The 15,874-nt window shown below is 73.7% G+C and carries 16 protein-coding genes and 1 tRNA gene; 9 read left to right on the top strand and 8 right to left on the bottom strand.

All coding sequences use genetic code 11. The features are described from left to right. The 3 genes from OUY22_RS29890 to OUY22_RS29880 all read right to left on the bottom strand — a co-directional run. Nucleotides 1–420 (bottom strand): zinc ribbon domain-containing protein (locus OUY22_RS29890; RefSeq protein WP_270158545.1); only part of this gene is annotated, 420 nt, incomplete at its 3' end. Next, on the bottom strand, nt 411–2,618 hold the full coding sequence (locus OUY22_RS29885) for a serine/threonine-protein kinase (RefSeq protein ID WP_270158544.1): 2,208 nt from the start codon (nt 2,616–2,618) through the stop codon (nt 411–413). The genes OUY22_RS29890 and OUY22_RS29885, both read right to left, overlap by 10 nt. Further along, on the bottom strand, nt 2,615–3,784 hold the full coding sequence (locus tag OUY22_RS29880) for a hypothetical protein (protein ID WP_270158543.1): 1,170 nt from the start codon (nt 3,782–3,784) through the stop codon (nt 2,615–2,617). Before OUY22_RS29880 ends, OUY22_RS29885 begins: the two co-directional genes overlap by 4 nt. Nucleotides 3,785–3,895: 111 nt before the next feature. On the opposite strand from OUY22_RS29880, the gene OUY22_RS29875 reads away from it, so the two are divergent. The 3 genes from OUY22_RS29875 to OUY22_RS29865 are packed head-to-tail and all read left to right on the top strand — an operon-like array spanning nt 3,896 to nt 5,898. Next, nucleotides 3,896–4,054, top strand: coding sequence for a hypothetical protein (locus OUY22_RS29875; protein ID WP_270158542.1), 159 nt, complete (start codon nt 3,896–3,898; stop codon nt 4,052–4,054). Nucleotides 4,055–4,086: 32 nt separating this feature from the next. Then, on the top strand, nt 4,087–5,367 hold the full coding sequence (locus OUY22_RS29870; protein ID WP_270158541.1) for an amylo-alpha-1,6-glucosidase: 1,281 nt from the start codon (nt 4,087–4,089) through the stop codon (nt 5,365–5,367). Between the two features lie 57 nt (nt 5,368–5,424). Then, entirely contained in the window at nt 5,425–5,898 is a 474-nt protein-coding gene (locus OUY22_RS29865; RefSeq protein WP_270158540.1) for a hypothetical protein, read from the top strand. 107 nt (nt 5,899–6,005) lie between these two features. Here the strand turns inward: OUY22_RS29865 and OUY22_RS29860 are convergent, their stop codons facing one another. Further along, a complete protein-coding gene (locus OUY22_RS29860) occupies nt 6,006–6,332 on the bottom strand; it encodes a YtxH domain-containing protein (RefSeq protein ID WP_270158539.1) in 327 nt (108 codons plus the stop codon). A gap of 124 nt (nt 6,333–6,456) precedes the next feature. Here OUY22_RS29860 and OUY22_RS29855 point away from each other — a divergent pair. The 3 genes from OUY22_RS29855 to OUY22_RS29845 all read left to right on the top strand — a co-directional run bounded on the left by OUY22_RS29855 (nt 6,457) and on the right by OUY22_RS29845 (nt 8,751). Beyond that, nucleotides 6,457–6,528 (top strand) — tRNA-Asn (locus OUY22_RS29855). Between the two features lie 271 nt (nt 6,529–6,799). Then, complete coding sequence (locus OUY22_RS29850; protein WP_270158538.1) at nt 6,800–7,936, top strand: nitric oxide synthase oxygenase; 1,137 nt, start codon at nt 6,800–6,802, stop codon at nt 7,934–7,936. A 41-nt stretch (nt 7,937–7,977) separates the two neighbouring features. Continuing rightward, nucleotides 7,978–8,751, top strand: a complete 774-nt coding sequence (locus OUY22_RS29845) for an enoyl-CoA hydratase-related protein (RefSeq protein ID WP_270158537.1) — start codon at nt 7,978–7,980, stop codon at nt 8,749–8,751. Nucleotides 8,752–8,836: 85 nt separating this feature from the next. Here OUY22_RS29845 and galK read toward each other — a convergent pair whose 3' ends face one another. Further along, entirely contained in the window at nt 8,837–9,952 is a 1,116-nt protein-coding gene (galK, locus tag OUY22_RS29840) for a galactokinase (RefSeq protein ID WP_270158536.1), read from the bottom strand. A 73-nt stretch (nt 9,953–10,025) separates the two neighbouring features. Between galK and OUY22_RS29835 the strand changes: the two genes are divergently transcribed. Then, nucleotides 10,026–10,862, top strand: a complete 837-nt coding sequence (locus OUY22_RS29835; RefSeq protein ID WP_270158535.1) for a 1-aminocyclopropane-1-carboxylate deaminase/D-cysteine desulfhydrase — start codon at nt 10,026–10,028, stop codon at nt 10,860–10,862. On the opposite strand, the gene OUY22_RS29830 is transcribed toward OUY22_RS29835, so the two are convergent. The 3 genes from OUY22_RS29830 to OUY22_RS29820 all read right to left on the bottom strand — a co-directional run bounded on the left by OUY22_RS29830 (nt 10,796) and on the right by OUY22_RS29820 (nt 12,516). After that, nucleotides 10,796–11,467 carry a DUF6766 family protein gene (locus OUY22_RS29830; protein WP_270158534.1) on the bottom strand — a complete coding sequence of 224 codons (672 nt, stop codon included), beginning with the start codon at nt 11,465–11,467 and terminating at the stop codon, nt 10,796–10,798. The two genes, OUY22_RS29835 and OUY22_RS29830, sit on opposite strands and share 67 nt — an antisense overlap. Before the next feature lie 79 nt (nt 11,468–11,546). Then, nucleotides 11,547–11,933 (bottom strand): hypothetical protein, encoded by a 387-nt coding sequence (locus OUY22_RS29825; protein WP_270158533.1) that lies wholly within the window; start codon nt 11,931–11,933, stop codon nt 11,547–11,549. 34 nt (nt 11,934–11,967) lie between these two features. Beyond that, complete coding sequence (locus tag OUY22_RS29820; RefSeq protein WP_270158532.1) at nt 11,968–12,516, bottom strand: hypothetical protein; 549 nt, start codon at nt 12,514–12,516, stop codon at nt 11,968–11,970. Between the two features lie 114 nt (nt 12,517–12,630). On the opposite strand from OUY22_RS29820, the gene OUY22_RS29815 reads away from it, so the two are divergent. Both OUY22_RS29815 and OUY22_RS29810 read left to right on the top strand, forming a co-directional pair. Further along, the gene (locus OUY22_RS29815; protein WP_270158531.1) at nt 12,631–13,347 is read left to right on the top strand and encodes a TetR/AcrR family transcriptional regulator; all 717 of its coding nucleotides are present in this window, start codon (nt 12,631–12,633) and stop codon (nt 13,345–13,347) included. A gap of 42 nt (nt 13,348–13,389) precedes the next feature. After that, the coding region (locus OUY22_RS29810; RefSeq protein WP_270158530.1) for a PEP/pyruvate-binding domain-containing protein at nt 13,390–15,874 on the top strand (2,485 nt) is incomplete at its 3' end.

Genomic DNA, 15,874 nt, shown 5'->3' with positions numbered 1-15,874 from the left:
GACCGCCGCGCCGGACCCCGCGCCCGCCGGAGCAGCCCCGGCCGGAACCGTCGGCCCCTCCACCCCGGGGTCCGCCGGCGACGGCGGCGCGTCTTGCGGGAGCACCGGCATCGGCTGGGTCGAGGCGGCGGCTCGCGGCAGCGGCGCGCTGCGCAGGGGCAGCAGCGCGACCGCGTCCTCGTTGCGGGCCCGGCGCAGGCCGCGGTCCGTCACGGCCGCGGCGCCGTTGTCGAGCACCGTCTCCGCGTGGTCCCTGTCGGTGGTCTGGCGCACGCCGCACCGTTCGCAGTAGCCCTCCGCGTCCACGGCGGCGGCCCCGCAGGACTCGCAGGCGGGGGAGGTGAGCGGGTGGCCGCAGGACTCGCAGAAGGAGTCGCCCGGGGCCACGGGCGACTCGCACAGCGGGCACGTCACAGCCACGTCCTGGGCCGTACGGAGTTGGCCAGGTCGACCAGCTCGTGCCGCTCCCGCCGGGTGCGCGCCGCGCCCGCCAGCTCGCGGTAGAGCGACTCCAGCCGCCCGCGCACGCCCCGCTCGGTGAGAGGGGTGTCCGCCACCTTCGCCTCCGGCCGCGCCTGGTTGCCGCCCAGCCAGGTGAGCGCGGCCCGCAGGAGCTCGGCCGTCAGCTGCTTGTGACGGCGCGGGTCGAGGTCGGCCAGCCTGCCGAGGCGCTCCCCGGCGGCGGTCAGCTCGGCCGGGTCCAGCCGCCCCCCGTCCGTGCGGGCGGCGGCGGCGACCAGCGCGAGCTGGGCGGCGACCCGGTGACTGGAGGAGGCGGGCACCTCGTCGAGCACTCCCGTCCATCCCGCCCTGGCCAGCCCGAAAGCGGCGCTGACGTAGGCGTGGTCGGTCCGCCACACGCTCTCGTACCAGGGAACGGGATCGCGGCCGGCCAGCTCCAGCGCGAACCCGAGCGCGAGCTTGGGCGCCCGCTCGCCCGGCAGCGCCGACACGCACCGGTCGAACGATTCCACCGCCGTGCGGAGGTCACCGGTGGCGAGCCCCGCCACGCCGCGGTACCAGGTGACGCGCCAGTCGCCGGGCAGCGCCTGGTCCAGCTCGTCGAGCACGCGCCGGGCGTCCGCGTGGCCGTCCTCGGCCAGCAACCTGGCCAGCGTCAGCCGTGTCTCCGGCGTCTCCGGCATCGCCCGCACCTGGGCGGCCAGCTCGTGCGGGTGGCTGCCGGCCAGCCCGGCCAGCGCCCCGGCCGCGGGGTCGGCGGGGTCGGCCAGCGGCACGGGCAGCGAGTTCACCGCCGCCATCGGGTCCAGCGCGCCGAGCACCCGCTGGGGGTCCTCGGCCAGCGCCGTGCCCGCCGCGTCCCGCGCGGGCCCGAACAGCGCGGACGGCGCCGGGTACGGCACGCCGTCCTCCAGCGCGCAGACCTCGCGCAGCACGCCGACGAGCTGCTCCTCCATCTCCTGCGCCGAAGCGAACCTGGCGGCCGGGTCCGGGTCGGTGGCGCGGCGCAGCAGCCGGGTGAACGGCTCATGGCCGCAGTCGGCCGGCAGCGGCTCGGCCACGCCGCCCCGAGTGGGGCTGAAGCCGGGAACGGCGAGCACGGCCAGCGTCCTGGCCACGGTGTAGAGGTCGGAGGCGACGGACGACGGCTGCGTGTCCAGCTCCGGCGCGTGGTAGCCGGTCGTCACCCAGGAGGAGCCCGGCGGTGAGCCGATGCGCTGCACGGCGCCCAGGTCGATGAGCTTGAGCCGCCTGCCGACCCGGATCACGTTGGCCGGCTTGAGGTCGCAGTAGACCAGTCCGTTCTCGTGCAGGTAGGCCAGCGCGCGCAGGATCTCCCGCCCGTACATGAGCGTCTCGCGCAGCGGCAGCGGGCCCTGGCGGCGCAGCTCGTGCAGCGACTGGCCGCCGACGTACTCCATGACGATGTAGCCGAGGCCGCCGGAGCGCTGGAAGTTGAAGATCTTCACGATGTTCGGGTGGTCGACCATCGTCAGGAAGCGCCGCTCGGCCTCCGCCGCCGCGAGCGCCTCGGCGTCGGCGGTGTTGAGCAGGCCCTTGAGCACCATCCAGCGGCCGTCCAGGTTCTCGTCGGAGGCCAAGTAGATCCAGCCGAGACCGCCGTGCGCCAGACACCCGAGGACCCGGTACTGGCCGCCCACCAGGTCGCCCTTGGCCAGCTTGGGGGTGAAGGAGTAGGGGGTGCGGCAGTGCGGGCAGAAGCCCTCGGTACGGCCCGGCCGCCCCTGCGCCGACCGGCCGACCGGCTTGCCGCAGTCGAGCTTGGCGCAGAACCGCTTCTCCTCCTGCACCTGCGGGTCGGCCAGCACCGCGCTCGTCGGGTCGCGGTACGGCACGGACGGCAGGTCGGCGAGCTCCGCCAGCACCCCGGCCCGCGACCGGCCGCTGCTCGCGGGCCCCGTCCTGCCGGAGCGGCCCGTCGAGCGGACTGGCCGGGTGGCTGAGGAGGGCTGCGTCATGCCGGAACGCCCGGTCCACACCCCCGCCGATCCGCCCGCCGATCCGCCCGCCGATCCGCCCGCCGGCCCGCCCGCCGGGGCAGCCGCCGGGGCCGGCTGGGCGGCGGCGTTGCCGCACAGGTCGCAGTACCCCTCGTCGATCGTGCCCGTGCAGCCCGGCTGCGCGCACGACGTCATCGTCCACCTCCGTGGATCGCCCGCTTGTAGTGGTCGACGGCCGCGGCCGCCTTCGTCAGGTCGCACGGCGCGCTCCACAGCAGCAGCCGGGCCTGCTCGTACAGCCGCATCACGTCCGGGTCCTCGACCAGGCCGGTGCGGGCCGCCTTGGCCTGGCAGGCCCCGAGCAGGCCGCGTAACTCCCCGCGCCTGCCCAGCAGCCCGTGCAGCGCCCGGGCCGCCGCCGTCGCCCTGGCCGCGGACTCCTCGGCCCGCCGTTCCAGCGCCGCCAGCCGCCGGCTCCGCTCCAGCCAGGAACCGGCCGAGACGTCCAGCGCCGCCAGCTCCGCCTCCAGCTCCGGAATGACGCTCCTGGGCTGCGCCTGCGGCGGCAGTGCGATCTTGACGACGACGGCGCCGTGCGCCAGCCGCGCCTCGCTCTCCGCCGCCCGTACGCGGTCGAGCGCGGCCTGCAGGTTCTCCCTGCGCGCGCCGTACTCGTCCTTGACCGCCAGCGCCTGCTCCAGGTCGGCGCGGACCCGCTCCAGCCCGCGGACCAGGGCGTCCAGTTCCTGCTTGACGTGGCCGGCGCCGAGCGGGTCGGCCAGCACGGCCTCCCGCAGCCGGGCCAGCTCGGCGTCCTGGCGGGTCAGGTCGACGGGCTCGCCCAGCCGGCCGCTCAGCTCGCGCGCGCCGGCCAGCGCGGCGTCGGCCGAGTCGACCCGGGGAAGCAGCGCCGACCAGACGGCGTCGATCTCGGTCAGCGCGTCGGTGGCGTACTGGAAGGCGGCGTCCATGCGCAGGACCGTCTCGTCGAGCGTGAGCCGCTCCTCCACCGGGGGCAGCAGCGAGCGCTGTTCGACCGGCCTGGTGGCCGCCTTCAGCAGCACTGACGGGCCCGACAGCAGCGCGGTCAGCGCCTCCAGCTGCTCGCCGCCGAGCCGGGACCGCTCGGCCCTGATCGTCTCCGCGTCGCGCAGCACCCCCCGGTACGCGTCGTACAAGGACCAGAGCGTGGCCAGCGCGCCCTGCGCGTCGTCCCAGCGCCGCAGGGTCGCGTCGCGTAAGGAGGCGCCCTTGAGCACCTGGTAAGTCGTGTGCGACTCCAGATCGAGCAGATCGCCCGAGATGCGGTCGCGCTCGGCGACCCGGGCACGCAACGCGTGATCGGCGCCTTCCCTGCTCATGGGTGGTCCCTGGCTCATCACGCTCCCGTGCGGTAGGGGGACCCTGACTTGTCCCTGATTGAACCCTGCCACGCCTGCAATCCGCTTAAAGGATCTCGTACGGTCGAGGACATGGGACGCATCTTTTTGGCGATCGCAGCCGTAATTGCCGCATTCATCCTGCTCGGGCCGCTCGTCGGTTTCCTCTTCGACCTGGTCAAATGGGGTCTCATCATCGGCGCCGTGGCGTTCGGTGTCATGGTGCTGGCGAAGCGGGGCGGCAGAACATAGCGCCCACGGGTCAACCGGCGCATAGTGGGTGGATGGAGGCGCGGCCCGCGGTCGACGACGCCGCGCTCGGGCACGAAGCACTGTCCGTGCTCGACGCGAACTGGACGGGAAGTGCCACCGTGCCCGCGCCCGGCCTCTACCCGCACCAATGGAGCTGGGACTCCGCGTTCGTCACCATCGGCCTGGCCAGGCACCGCCCCGACCGGGCCCGCGCCGAGCTGCTCAGCCTGCTGGAAGGACAGTGGGAGACCGGGATGCTCCCGCACATCGTCTTCCACACGCCCGAGGCGTACTTCCCCGGACCGGCCGTGTGGCGCTCACAGGACCATCCGGCCGCGCCGCGGGTGCTCACCTCGGGACTGACCGCCCCGCCGCTGCACGGGCTGGCACTGTGGTGGCTCTACCGGCACACCGGCGACGCGGCCTTCGTCAGGAGGGCCTTCCCGGCCCTGGCCGCCCAGCACGCCTACCTCGCCGGGGCCCGCGACCTCGGCGGCGTGGGGCTGGCGGCCATCGTGCACCCGTGGGAGTCGGGCATGGACGACAGTCCGGCCTGGGACGACGCGCTCGCCGCGCTGCCCGAGATCCGCTACGGCTACCGCAACGTCGACCTCGACGAACGGCACCCCGACAGCGACCATGACCGCTACGTGTGGCTGGCCCTGCGCTACCGCAACGCCGGCTACCGCCCCGAGTACCTGAGGGACGAGCACCCGTTCGCCATCGAGGACCCGCTGTTCAACGGGATCTGGCTCGCCTCCTGCCAGGCGCTGGCCGACCTGGCCCCCGTCGCCGGAGCCGACCCGGCGCCACACGCCGAACAGGCCGAGCGCATCAGGCACGCCCTGCTCGACCGGCTCTGGGACGGCTGCTTCTACGCCCGCGACCTGCGCGGCGACCGGCTCGTCCGGATCTGCACCGTCGGCGGGTTCGGGCCGCTGCTCGACCCCGGGCTGCCCGCCCAGCACGTGGCCACGGCCGTCGAGGTGCTGGAGTCGGCCCGGTTCATGGGCGCCACCGGCTACCCGGTGCCGAGCTGCGAGATCCGCGCCGTCCAGTTCGACCGCACCCGCTACTGGCGCGGCCCGTCCTGGGTGAACACCAACTGGCTGCTGCGCCACGCCGCCGCCGTGCACGGCCTCGACTCGCTCGGCCACCAGCTCACCAACGGCACCCTCCGCCTCGTCAGGCAGGCCGGGTTCCGCGAGTGCTTCGACCCGTTCGACGGCAGCGGGCGCGGCTGCCGCGACTTCTCCTGGAGCGCGGCTCTCACCCTCGACCTGCTCGCGGACGCGGGAGAGACGAACGCCTGATCCGCCCCTGATCCGCCCCCTGATCCGCCCGCCGACACGCGCGGATACGGTGGAGAGGTGAACGTCTTCCGCCGCCTGCCCGCCGATGTCCGCGACGCCTTGACCACCGAGCCGGGGGAGCGGGTGCTCGCCTTCACCTCTTCGGACGACGGTCACCTGGTGGCCACCACGCTGGCCCTGTTCCTCCCCGACGGCACGAGAGTCCCGTACGAGACCATCGACAAGGCGTCGTGGGACGAGCACGGACTGCGGCTGGTCACCACCGGCGGAGACCGCCACGAGGTGCGGGCGCCCGAACCCCGGCTGCTGCCCGAGACCCTGCGCGAGCGCGTCAACGCCACGATCGTGGTCAACAAGCACGTGCAACTGCCCGGCCGCGGCGGCGTCCGCCTGGTCGCCAGGCGCAGGCCGGGCGGCGAGGTCATCGGCTGGAACCTCGTGTTCGACGAGGGCCTCGACCCCGAGGACCCGGGCCTGCGCGCCCAGGCCGAGCAGGCGCTCGAAGGCATGCGCCGCAGCATGGGCGTCTGACAGGGGACGGCGGACCGCCTTGACGGCGATCCGCCGGTCCCGCATCAGTCGATCCACCCCGGTCCGCGAGCCAGGGCGCCATCATCGGAAGCCCCGGTGTGCCTCCGTCAGTACGGGATGCCCGTACGGTCGGACGCGGTCGTCCCGCCGACCTTCTCATCCGGCCAGCCGGTGCCCTGGTCGGCATCCGTCCCGGTCCGGTCCTTCTTGCCGAACGGCATCTTCTCCTGCAATGGCCCGCTCATCTTCGACCGGGCCATCTCGCCGACCTTCGACGCCTTGGCCCCCATCACCCCCGCAGCCTCCTGGACCCTGGGGTTGTCGGCCACTCGCTGGGCCGTCCGCTTGATCTGCTCGTACCGTTCACGTCCTGCTCGGCTGCCGAGCACGTACCCAACAGCCAGCCCCATGACGAATGGCATTCGATACCGCATGTTGCACCTCCGCTCCCACGGCTACCCCGCTGACGATGCGACACGCACTCCAGGAGTGCGCTAATCTATTCGTGCGCCCGACGGAGCGGCCTAAACCGCCCTCCGATCAGCGCAGATCATCCGATCCCGCGTAGCTCAACGGCAGAGCAGCCGGCTGTTAACCGGCAGGTTATAGGTTCGAGTCCTATCGCGGGAGCTGACAAGCTTCACCCTGCGGGCCCCCTTCCTTGATCGAGGACAGGGGGCCTGAGTCGTTCCTGAAGCCTGAGCTCGGGCGGGCTCACCGCTTGTAGTGGGAACATCACACAGTTTCCGGTTTTGCCGGACAGGAACGGGCCCGACCGGACAGTATGGGATCTGCCGCGGACAAGCCGTCACGGCGGTGTGGAGAGGGCGCCGCCACCAGGACGTGCTGCCGGCCCGGAACCGGCGGGACGCTCCGTGACCGGAAAAGTGCTGGTTGCTGCGTGCCTACCTGGATCAGATCGCTACGAACCCTCGATGCCCTGCCCCTGCCGAACACCGTCATCGAGCGCACCACCGACTACCACGAGGCCGAGCGCTTCGTCAGGCTCTTCCACGCCGAGCACCCGAAGGCCGGCGGGCTGTCCGCGCGGCTGCGGGACGTGGCCAGGGAGATCGCCCGGCGTGGCTCGTACACGCACACCTACGAGGAGCTGGAGTTCGGCGCCCGCGTGGCCTGGCGCAACAGCAACCGTTGCATCGGCCGGCTGTACTGGCAGTCGCTGAAGGTGCGTGACCGCCGCCGGACGACGAGTGCCGAGGGGGTGGCCCTGGAATGCGTGGAACACCTGCGGGAGGCCACCAACGGCGGCAAGGTCAGGCCGGTGATCACGGTGTTCCCGCCCGACGTGCCCGCCTGTCCCGCGCCCCGGGTGCTGAACGAGCAGCTCATCCGTTATGCCGGATACCGTCAGCCCGACGGGTCCGTGGTCGGCGATCCCCGCCACGTCGAGTTGACCGCGCTGGTCCGTTCGCTGGGCTGGCGGGGCGAAGGGGGCAGGTTCGACGTGCTGCCGCTGGTGATCCGGCCGGGCCGGGGGGAGCCGCTGCTCTGCAACCTGCCCGGCGACGTGGTGCTGGAGGTGCCGATCGAGCACCCGGAGTTCCCCTGGTTCGCCGAGCTGGGGCTGCGCTGGCACGCGGTGCCCGCGATCTCCGGCATGTGCCTGGAGATCGGCGGCATCTGTTACCCGTGCGCCCCGTTCAACGGCTGGTACATGGGGGCCGAGATCGGCGCCCGCAACCTGGCCGACACCGACCGTTACGACCAGCTCCCCGTGGTGGCCGAGCGGCTCGGGCTCGACCTGTCGACCGACCGGTCCCTCTGGCGCGACCACGCGCTGGTGGAGCTGAACGTGGCCGTGCTCCACTCGTTCGACAAGGCGGGGGTGACGATGACCGACCACCACACCGAGTCCCGCCGGTTCCTCACCCACCTGCGGAAGGAGGAGAAGGCGGGGCGGGCCTGCCCGGCCGACTGGTCCTGGATCGTGCCGCCCATCTCCGGCGGTGCGACTCCCGTCTTCCACCGCTACTACGACGACGCGGTGCTCACGCCCAACTTCGTGGCGCGCCACTGAGAGGCGTTGCACCCCGATCTAGAAGATGGTTCGGTTGGCTCATGGCTGAACTCGTTCTCTCCTCGCTCGACAGGGGCGTGCTCACGCTCACCTTCAACCGCCCGGACCGGCTCAACGCCTGGACGGACGCCCTCGGCCGCCGGTACTTCGACCTGCTGGCCGAGGCGGAGAAGGATCCGGGGGTACGGGCCGTCGTGGTCACGGGAGCCGGCCGGGGCTTCTGCGCCGGGGCCGACTTCGAGGCGCTGGCCGCCATCCAGCAGGGCACCTACGAAGGGGAGCCGGACCCGCGGCCCAACACCTTTCCCGTCACTGTCGCCAAGCCGGTGATCGCTGCGGTCAACGGCGCCTGCGCCGGGCTGGGACTGGTCCACGCGCTCATGTGCGACCTGGTGTTCACCGCCGAGGACGCCAAGTGGACCACCGCCTTCTCGCGCCGCGGCCTGGTCGCCGAGTACGGGCTGGGGTGGGTGCTGCCGCGGGTCATGGGGCACCAGCGGGCCATGGACGTGCTGCTGTCGGGGCGGACGTTCAGCGGGCGGGAGGCGTGCGAGATGGGGCTGGCGCTGCGGGCGGTGCCCGGGGACCGGCTGCTGGACGAGGCGCGGGCGTACGCGGAGGAGCTGGCCGCGTTCAGCTCCCCGGCGTCCATGGCGGTGATCAAGCGTCAGGTCTGGGGCGACTGGACGGCGACGCTCGACGAGTCGTACCGGCGGGCGACGGAGGAGATGCTGGCGTCGTTCGGCCGGCCGGACTTCGCCGAGGGCGTCGCCAGCTTCGTGGAGCGCCGCGACCCCCGCTTCCCGCCTCTGTGAACGCCGCGTCCGGCCGTGGTCCCGGCCTCTGTGAACGCGTCGTCCGGCCGTGGTCCCGGCCTCGCCGAGGCGGGGGCCGGGGAGGTCAGGTGAGCGGGTGGGCGCCGGGGGACGGAATGGCCGGGAGGAAGCGGGGAGGCTCCCAGGAGCGCTCCGCGTAGGCCGACGTCACGGCCTGGCGGACCGCGTTCAGCCGGTCCTCGGCCACCAGGGCGATGGCCGAGCCGCCGAAGCCGCCGCCGGTCATGCGCGCCCCCCGCGCCCCGCCGCGGACGGCCGCCTCCACCGCCACGTCCAGCTCCGGCGACGAGACCTCGTACTTGTCCCGCAGCGACAGGTGGGAGGCGTTGAGCAGGGCGCCGATGTCGAGAGGCCGGTCGGCGCGCAGCAGGCCGACGACCGCCTCCACCCGGTGGCTCTCGGTCACCACGTGCTCGACCCGCCTGCGCTCGTCGCCCCGCAGCCTGGCCAGGGCCGCGCCCAGGTCGGTCACGTCGCGCAGCGCGGGCACGCCGAGGGTGCGCGCCGCCGACTCGCACTCGGCCCGCCGCTTGGCGTACCCGCCGCCGGCGTGCTCGTGGTGGACGCCGGTGTCGATGATGAGGACGCGCAGGCCGTGGGCGGCCAGGTCGAGCGGGACGTTGCGGGAGCCGAGGGTGCGGCAGTCGAGGAACAGCGCGTGGCCCTCCCGGCACAGCGCCGAGGCGGCCTGGTCCATGATGCCGCACGGCATGCCGACGAACTCGTTCTCGGCCCGCCGGCCCAGCAGCGCCACCTCCATCGGGCTCAGGCCGAGCCCGTGCAGCTCGTTCAGCGCGCACGCGACCGACACCTCCAGTGCGGCGCTGGAGCTGAGCCCGGCGCCCTGCGGGACGTCCCCGTCGACGGCGATGTCGGCGCCGCGCACCCGGTCGCCGAGCACGGCGAGGACGCCGACCACGTAGCGGGTCCAGCCCTCGGCCTGCTCGGGGCTCGCGAGGACCACCGGCTCGGGCGAGGGCGCCTGGAGCGACAGCAGGCGGATCGTCCGGTCGTCGCGCGGGCTGACCGCCGCGGTCACGCCCCACGGGACGGCGAACGGCAGCACGAAGCCGTCGTTGTAGTCGGTGTGCTCGCCGATCAGGTTGACCCGGCCGGGCGCCCGCCAGACGGTGGCCGGGTCCGCCCCGAAAGCGGTCCGGAAAGCTTCAACAACCCGCATAATCCAACACCCTTCAACAGGACCCCGACCGTAGACTAGCGGCACGGACGGTTCGATCGGCACCAGGAGGAGCGTGGAGGAGCTCAGGCATCCCGCGCTCGGTTCGGTGCGGGTCTTCCTCATGCACGACGACAACAAGGCGCGCAAGCTCCGCCACAACCTCGGCCACCCGCGCGTGCTCACCTTCGGCGGCGCCTACTCCAACCACATCAGGGCCGTGGCCGCCGCCGGGCGCCGCCACGGGTTCGAGACCATCGGCGTCATCCGGGGCGAGGAGCGGCTCCCGCTGAACCCGTCGCTGGCCTACGCCGCCGCCTGCGGGATGCGGCTCGACTATCTCGATCGCGCCTCGTACCGGCGTAAGCACACGCCCGAGGTGACGGCGCGGCTCCGCGAGCGCTGGGGTGAGGTGGAGATCCTGCCCGAGGGCGGCAGCAACGCCGCCGCCGTCCGGGGCTGCGCCGAGCTGCCCGCCGACATTCCGGTCCCGTACGACGTCGTCTGCTGTCCGGTGGGCACCGGCGGCACGCTCGCGGGCATCTCGGCCGGGCTGCCGCCGGGCAAGCGGGCGCTCGGGTTCGCGGTGCTCAAGGGGGCCGGGTTCCTCGCGGGGGAGGTCGCCAGGCTGCAGCGCGAGGCGTACGGGCGGGTGCTGGACAACTGGTCGATCGATCTCGACCACCACTTCGGCGGCTACGCCCGCACCACGCCGGAGCTGGACGCGTTCGCCGCCGAGCACGGGGTGGAGCGGGTGTACGTGGCCAAGATGCTGTTCGGCGTCATCGGCCTGGCCCGCCGCGGCGCCTTCCCCGAGGGCGCCCGCGTCGTGGCCGTGGTGACCGGTCAGCCCTCGACCCCGGTGGCCGAGTGGGGCGCGCCGACCGGCTTGGACTCGGGCGAGCCGCGCTGACGCAGGTAGATCGAGAGCACCACCATCGACAGGACGGCGAGCAGCTCCGACTGCCAGTTCTGCAGGCTGCGGTTCCAGAAGTCGGGGGAGGTCACGTACGATCCCCAGCCGACCGGGTCGCGCAGGTCGGCGAGCCGCTCGGCGTTGTACGCCGCCTGCCCGGCCACCGACTGCGCCCCCCACGACAGCAGGAAGATCACGCCCATGGTCAGGCCCAGCGAGTTGCTGTAGAGCCGCAGGCGCAGCCCTTTCGCCCTGGCCCAGGCGGGCGAGCCGGGCCGGGCGTGCGCGCCGACCAGCTGCTCCTGGTCGGACTCGGCTCCCTCCTTGCCGGGCTCCTTCGACTCCGGAGAGCCCCGCTGCACCAGCCAGACGGTGACCATGATGAACAGGAAGAACTGGAGGTACTCCGACTGCCAGTTCTCCGCCACGTCCACCGCGTAGTCGGAGGAGAACGCGTACTGCAGCAGGGAGACCGGCTCGCCGCCGTTCACCAGCTGGCGCTCGTTGTAGTCCAGCCTCCCGGCCACGGCCTGCCCCGCCAGGCAGGCCAGGAACAGCACGAGGAAGGCGATGGACAGCGCGTTGTCCTTGATCCGCCTCACAGGTGGGACCAGCCGATCGCGTAGACGAAGGCCAGCCCGGACACGATGACCAGGAGCGTCAGCGCGAACATCACCTTCATCAGTTCTCCACCCCGCACTCGTACGGCAGGTCGCGGACCGGCGCGCAGCCCGCGGCCACGACCCGCCAGCCGTCGCCGAAGTGGTGCAGGAACAGGGTGTCGCCCTCCAGGCGGACCTGCGCCTCGTCGTCCCAGACGCTCACCTCGGTGGGCCGGCCTCCGGGCCCGAGCCGCTGCTCGCGCAGCGCGTCCGCGCAGGTCCGGCCGGGGGCGGGGAGCTTCTCGGCGGTCTTGGGGGCGAGCAGCCCGCAGGCGGACTCGAACCGTCCGGAGGCGAGCGCGGCGTGGAAGCGCTCCGCGGCCCGCGCCGGCCCTGCCGTGTCGGCCGCGCAGCCCGCGCAGCCCGCGGCGAGCGCCGCGAGCAACGCTCCCACGAGGAGTCTCATGGGCCCCTGATACCCCGGCGACCCTCGGGCATGCTCAGGGGCCGAGTTGCTCCAGGACGGGGGCGAGCAACGCGTTCAGCTCGCGGGTCAGCACCGTGACGGCCCGCACGGCGCTCTGCTCCACCTCGTCGTGCGGGCCCTCGGGCTCCGGCGGCAGGTCGTCGAGCGGCACCGGCGCCTCCACCAGCAGACCGGCGCGCAGGAACGGGTGGCGGGCCAGGTCCTGCTGCGACGGCTCGACGTACTGGCCGAACATCTCCTGCCAGCCGAGCCAGCCGCGGTCGCGCCACCAGGCGCGCGAGCTGGTCAGCTGGGCCGGCAGCGGCGAGACGAGCCGGACGCGCGCGGTGAGCGAGCCGTCCCAGGTGTTGCGCACGCAGGTCGCCTCCAGCACCCGGCGGTCCCAGCGCACGTAGCCGGGGGAGAGCGACGGCGGCGTCGCCAGCTCCCAGGCCGCGCACGCGAACCGCACCGGCGCGATGTCGCCCCAGTCGAACGCGTCGAGGTTCTTGCGCACGTGCACGGCATAGCGCCCGTCACGGTCCCTGTCGAACTGCTGATCGATCCAGAACGCTCTGCCCATGAGCACTACCGTACGGCCCCGCCGGGACGGAGGGGTCACCTCGCCGACAACTGGCGGCCTGATTAAATGACCATATAAGCTGATCCGGTCAGAATATTTTGGGGTGAGCAGACGATGGCCAGACCAGGACGGCCGCCGCAGGACCCGGCCCGCCACCTGGAGCGGGCGCACCGCATCCTCGACGCCGCCGCCGAGCTGATCCTGCGCTGGGGCTACGACAAGACGACGATCGAGGACGTGGCCCGCGCGGCGGACGTCGCCAAGGGCACCATCTACCTGCATTGGCGGACCCGGGACGCGCTCTTCGGCGCGCTGCTCCGCCGCGACCGGGTCCGCATGGTGCGCCAGGTGCGCGAGGCCGGGCCGCGCACGCTCCCCGACCTGGTCGGCGCGCTGGCCGCCGCGCTGCAGGACCAGCCGCTCACCTGGGCGGCCATGGTCGGCGACTCGCAGGTGCTCGGCAGGCTCACCCGGCAGAAGTTCGAGGCCGAGGGCCCCACCGAGTTCGCCACCGTCTTCCGCCGCTACCTCGACGAGCTGGCCGGCCTCGGCGCGGTCCGCGCCGACCTCGGCGCCGAGGAACGGCCCGCCCTCGTCATGGCACTGCTCTACGGGTTCCTCGTCCCGCAGGCCATGCGGCCGGAGGATCAGCGGCTGCCGGACGGCCGCGTCACCGAACTGATCGCCGACGCGGCCGGCAGGGTTCTCGGCACCGGCGCGCCGCCGGGTCCCGAGGTCGCCGAGGTCACCCGGGCCTTCCTCGCCGACCTGGAGGAGATCGCCTGCCGCCGGCTGGCCGGCTCCCTGGGCCCCGACGGGCGCGCCCTCTGATGTCTCTCCCCCGACCGTCCTCCCCCGTACCTAGGAGACGCGATGAAGGCCGTACTCCCGCTCGACGCCGCCGGAGACCTCGCCACGGCGGGCGGCAAGGGCGCTTCCCTGGCGCGGCTGGCGACGGCGGGGCTGCCGGTGCCCGCCGGCTTCGTCGTCACCACCGACGCCTACCGGGCGTTCACCGGCGCGTTCCGGGACGAGATCCTCCAGGCCGCCGCCGACGGGGACGCCGCGCGCGTCGCCGGGCTGTTCGCCGGGCGCGACCTGCCGGACGACCTGGCCGCCGCCGTCCTGGCCGCCTACGCCGACCTGGGCGACGGGGTGCCGGTGGCGGTGCGCTCGTCGGCCACCGCCGAGGACCTGCCGGACCTGTCCTTCGCCGGCCAGCAGGACACGTACCTGAACGTCCGGGGCGACACGCTCCTCGACGCGGTCAGGCGCTGCTGGGCCTCGCTCTGGAACGCCCGCGCCATCGCCTACCGCGACCGCCACGCCGTGCCGCACGCCGACGTGGCGCTCGCCGTGGTCGTGCAGGAACTGGTGGACGCCGACGCGGCGGGCGTCCTGTTCACCGCGGACCCGGTCACCGGCGCCCGCGACGAGGCCGTGATCAACGCCGCCTGGGGCCTCGGCGAGTCCGTCGTCGGCGGCCACGTCACCCCCGACACGGTCGTGGTGTCGCGCGGGCGGGTCACGCGCTCCCGTACCGGGGACAAGGCCGTCATGACCGTCCGCACCGACGGCGGCACCCGAGAGCGGCCGGTCCCCGACGAGCTGCGGCGCGCGCCCGTGCTGGACGAGCGGGAGGCGGTCGAGCTCGCCGCGCTCGGCGCGCGCGTCGAGGAGCTGTACGGGACCCCGATGGACATCGAGTGGGCCCGGCGCGACGGCGCGTTCGCCATCCTCCAGGCGCGCCCGATCACCGCGCTGGGCGAGCGGCACGAGGAGTGGAACGACTCGCTCAAGGGCGACCACCTGTGGACCGCGGGCAACCTGGGCGAGGCGATCCCCGACGTGATGACGCCCGCCACCTGGTCGTTCGTGCGGCTGTTCATCGGCGAGGCCATGCACGCCTCCACGCTGCCCGGCTCCGACCTGGTGGGCAACATCGGCGGCCGGTTCTACATGAACCTCAGCATCGCGCACTCCGTGGCGCGGGCCTTCGGACTCAGGTCCGCGGTGAGCGCGCTGGAGCAGGTGTTCGGCAAGCTGCCGGCCGGGCTGGACGTGCCGCTGGTACGGGCGTCCCGCTGGGAGCTGCTCAGGCGGGTCCTGCCGATGACGGTGAAGCTGCGGGTGCGGGTGCGCCGCAACCTGCGGGGGATGCGCGCGTTCCTGGCCGCCTCCCCGGAGCGCGCCGCCGACCTGCGCGCCCGGATCGCCGCCGCCGGCTCGGCCGCCGAACTGGCCGCGCTGGAGGAACGGGAGATCACGCCGTACCTGGTCACCGCCTCCCGGATGCTGGAGGCCGCGGGGCGGCAGGGCGGCGCGGCGCTGGTGCTCACCCGTGACCGGCTGCGCAAGCTCGCGGGCGAGACGGACGCCGAGGCCATGCTCACCGGCGTGAACGCCGACGGCGAGCTGGCCAGTCTCGGCCTGCTCACCGGGCTCGGCAAGGTGGCCAGGGGGGAGATCACCCGCGAGGAGTTCGCCCGCCGTTACGGGCACCGGGGCCCGCACGAGTTCGAGATCTCGATGCCGCGGCCCGGCGAGGACCCGGCCTGGCTCGACGCCCAGCTGGCCGCGCTGGGCGACCTGCGCCAGGACACCGAGACGCTGCTGGAGCGCCAGCGCGCGGCGGCCGACGCGGCCTGGGACCGGTTCGCCCGGCGGTATCCGCGCAAGGTCGCCGGGATGCGGGACCGGGTCCGGCGCTGGAACGCGATGGTGCGCGACCGCGAGACCGCCCGCTCGGAGGTGATGCGCGCCTTCTGGGTGCTGCGCGCGTACGTGCTGCGGGCGGGGGAGCTGACCGGGCACGGCGACGCGCTGTTCTTCCTGGACCGTGAGGAGATCGCCGCGGTGCTGCGCGGCGACACCGCGCCGCTGGCCGAGGTGCCCGTCCGGCGCGCCACCTACGAGCGCTACGCCGCGCTGCCCGCCTACCCGGCGCTGATCGTCGGCCGCTTCGACCCGGTGCGCTGGGCGGCCGACCCCGGCCGCCGCGCCGACCTGTACGACGCGCGCGGCGGCGTGCCGCCCCAGGACACCGTCACCGGCTTCCCCGGCGCCCCCGGGGTGGTGGAGGGCGTCGCCCGGCTGATCGGCGGGCCGGAGGAGGGCGACCGGCTCCAGCCGGGGGAGATCCTGGTGACGACGCTGACCAACGTGGGCTGGACCCCGCTGTTCCCCCGGGCGGCCGCCGTGGTGACCGACATGGGCGCGCCGCTGTCGCACGCCTCGATCGTGGCCCGCGAGCTGGGCATCCCGGCGGTGGTGGGCACGGGCAACGCCACCATGCGGCTGCGCGACGGCGACCGCGTCCGCGTCGACGGCGAGCGCGGCACCGTGGAGGTCCTGACCT

Origin of the sequence: Nonomuraea corallina (genome assembly GCF_027620315.1) — a bacterium.
Taxonomy (GTDB): domain Bacteria; phylum Actinomycetota; class Actinomycetes; order Streptosporangiales; family Streptosporangiaceae; genus Nonomuraea; species Nonomuraea corallina.
The sequence above is the reverse complement of the archived record's forward strand: the minus strand, read 5'-3'. Positions and strand labels throughout refer to the sequence as shown.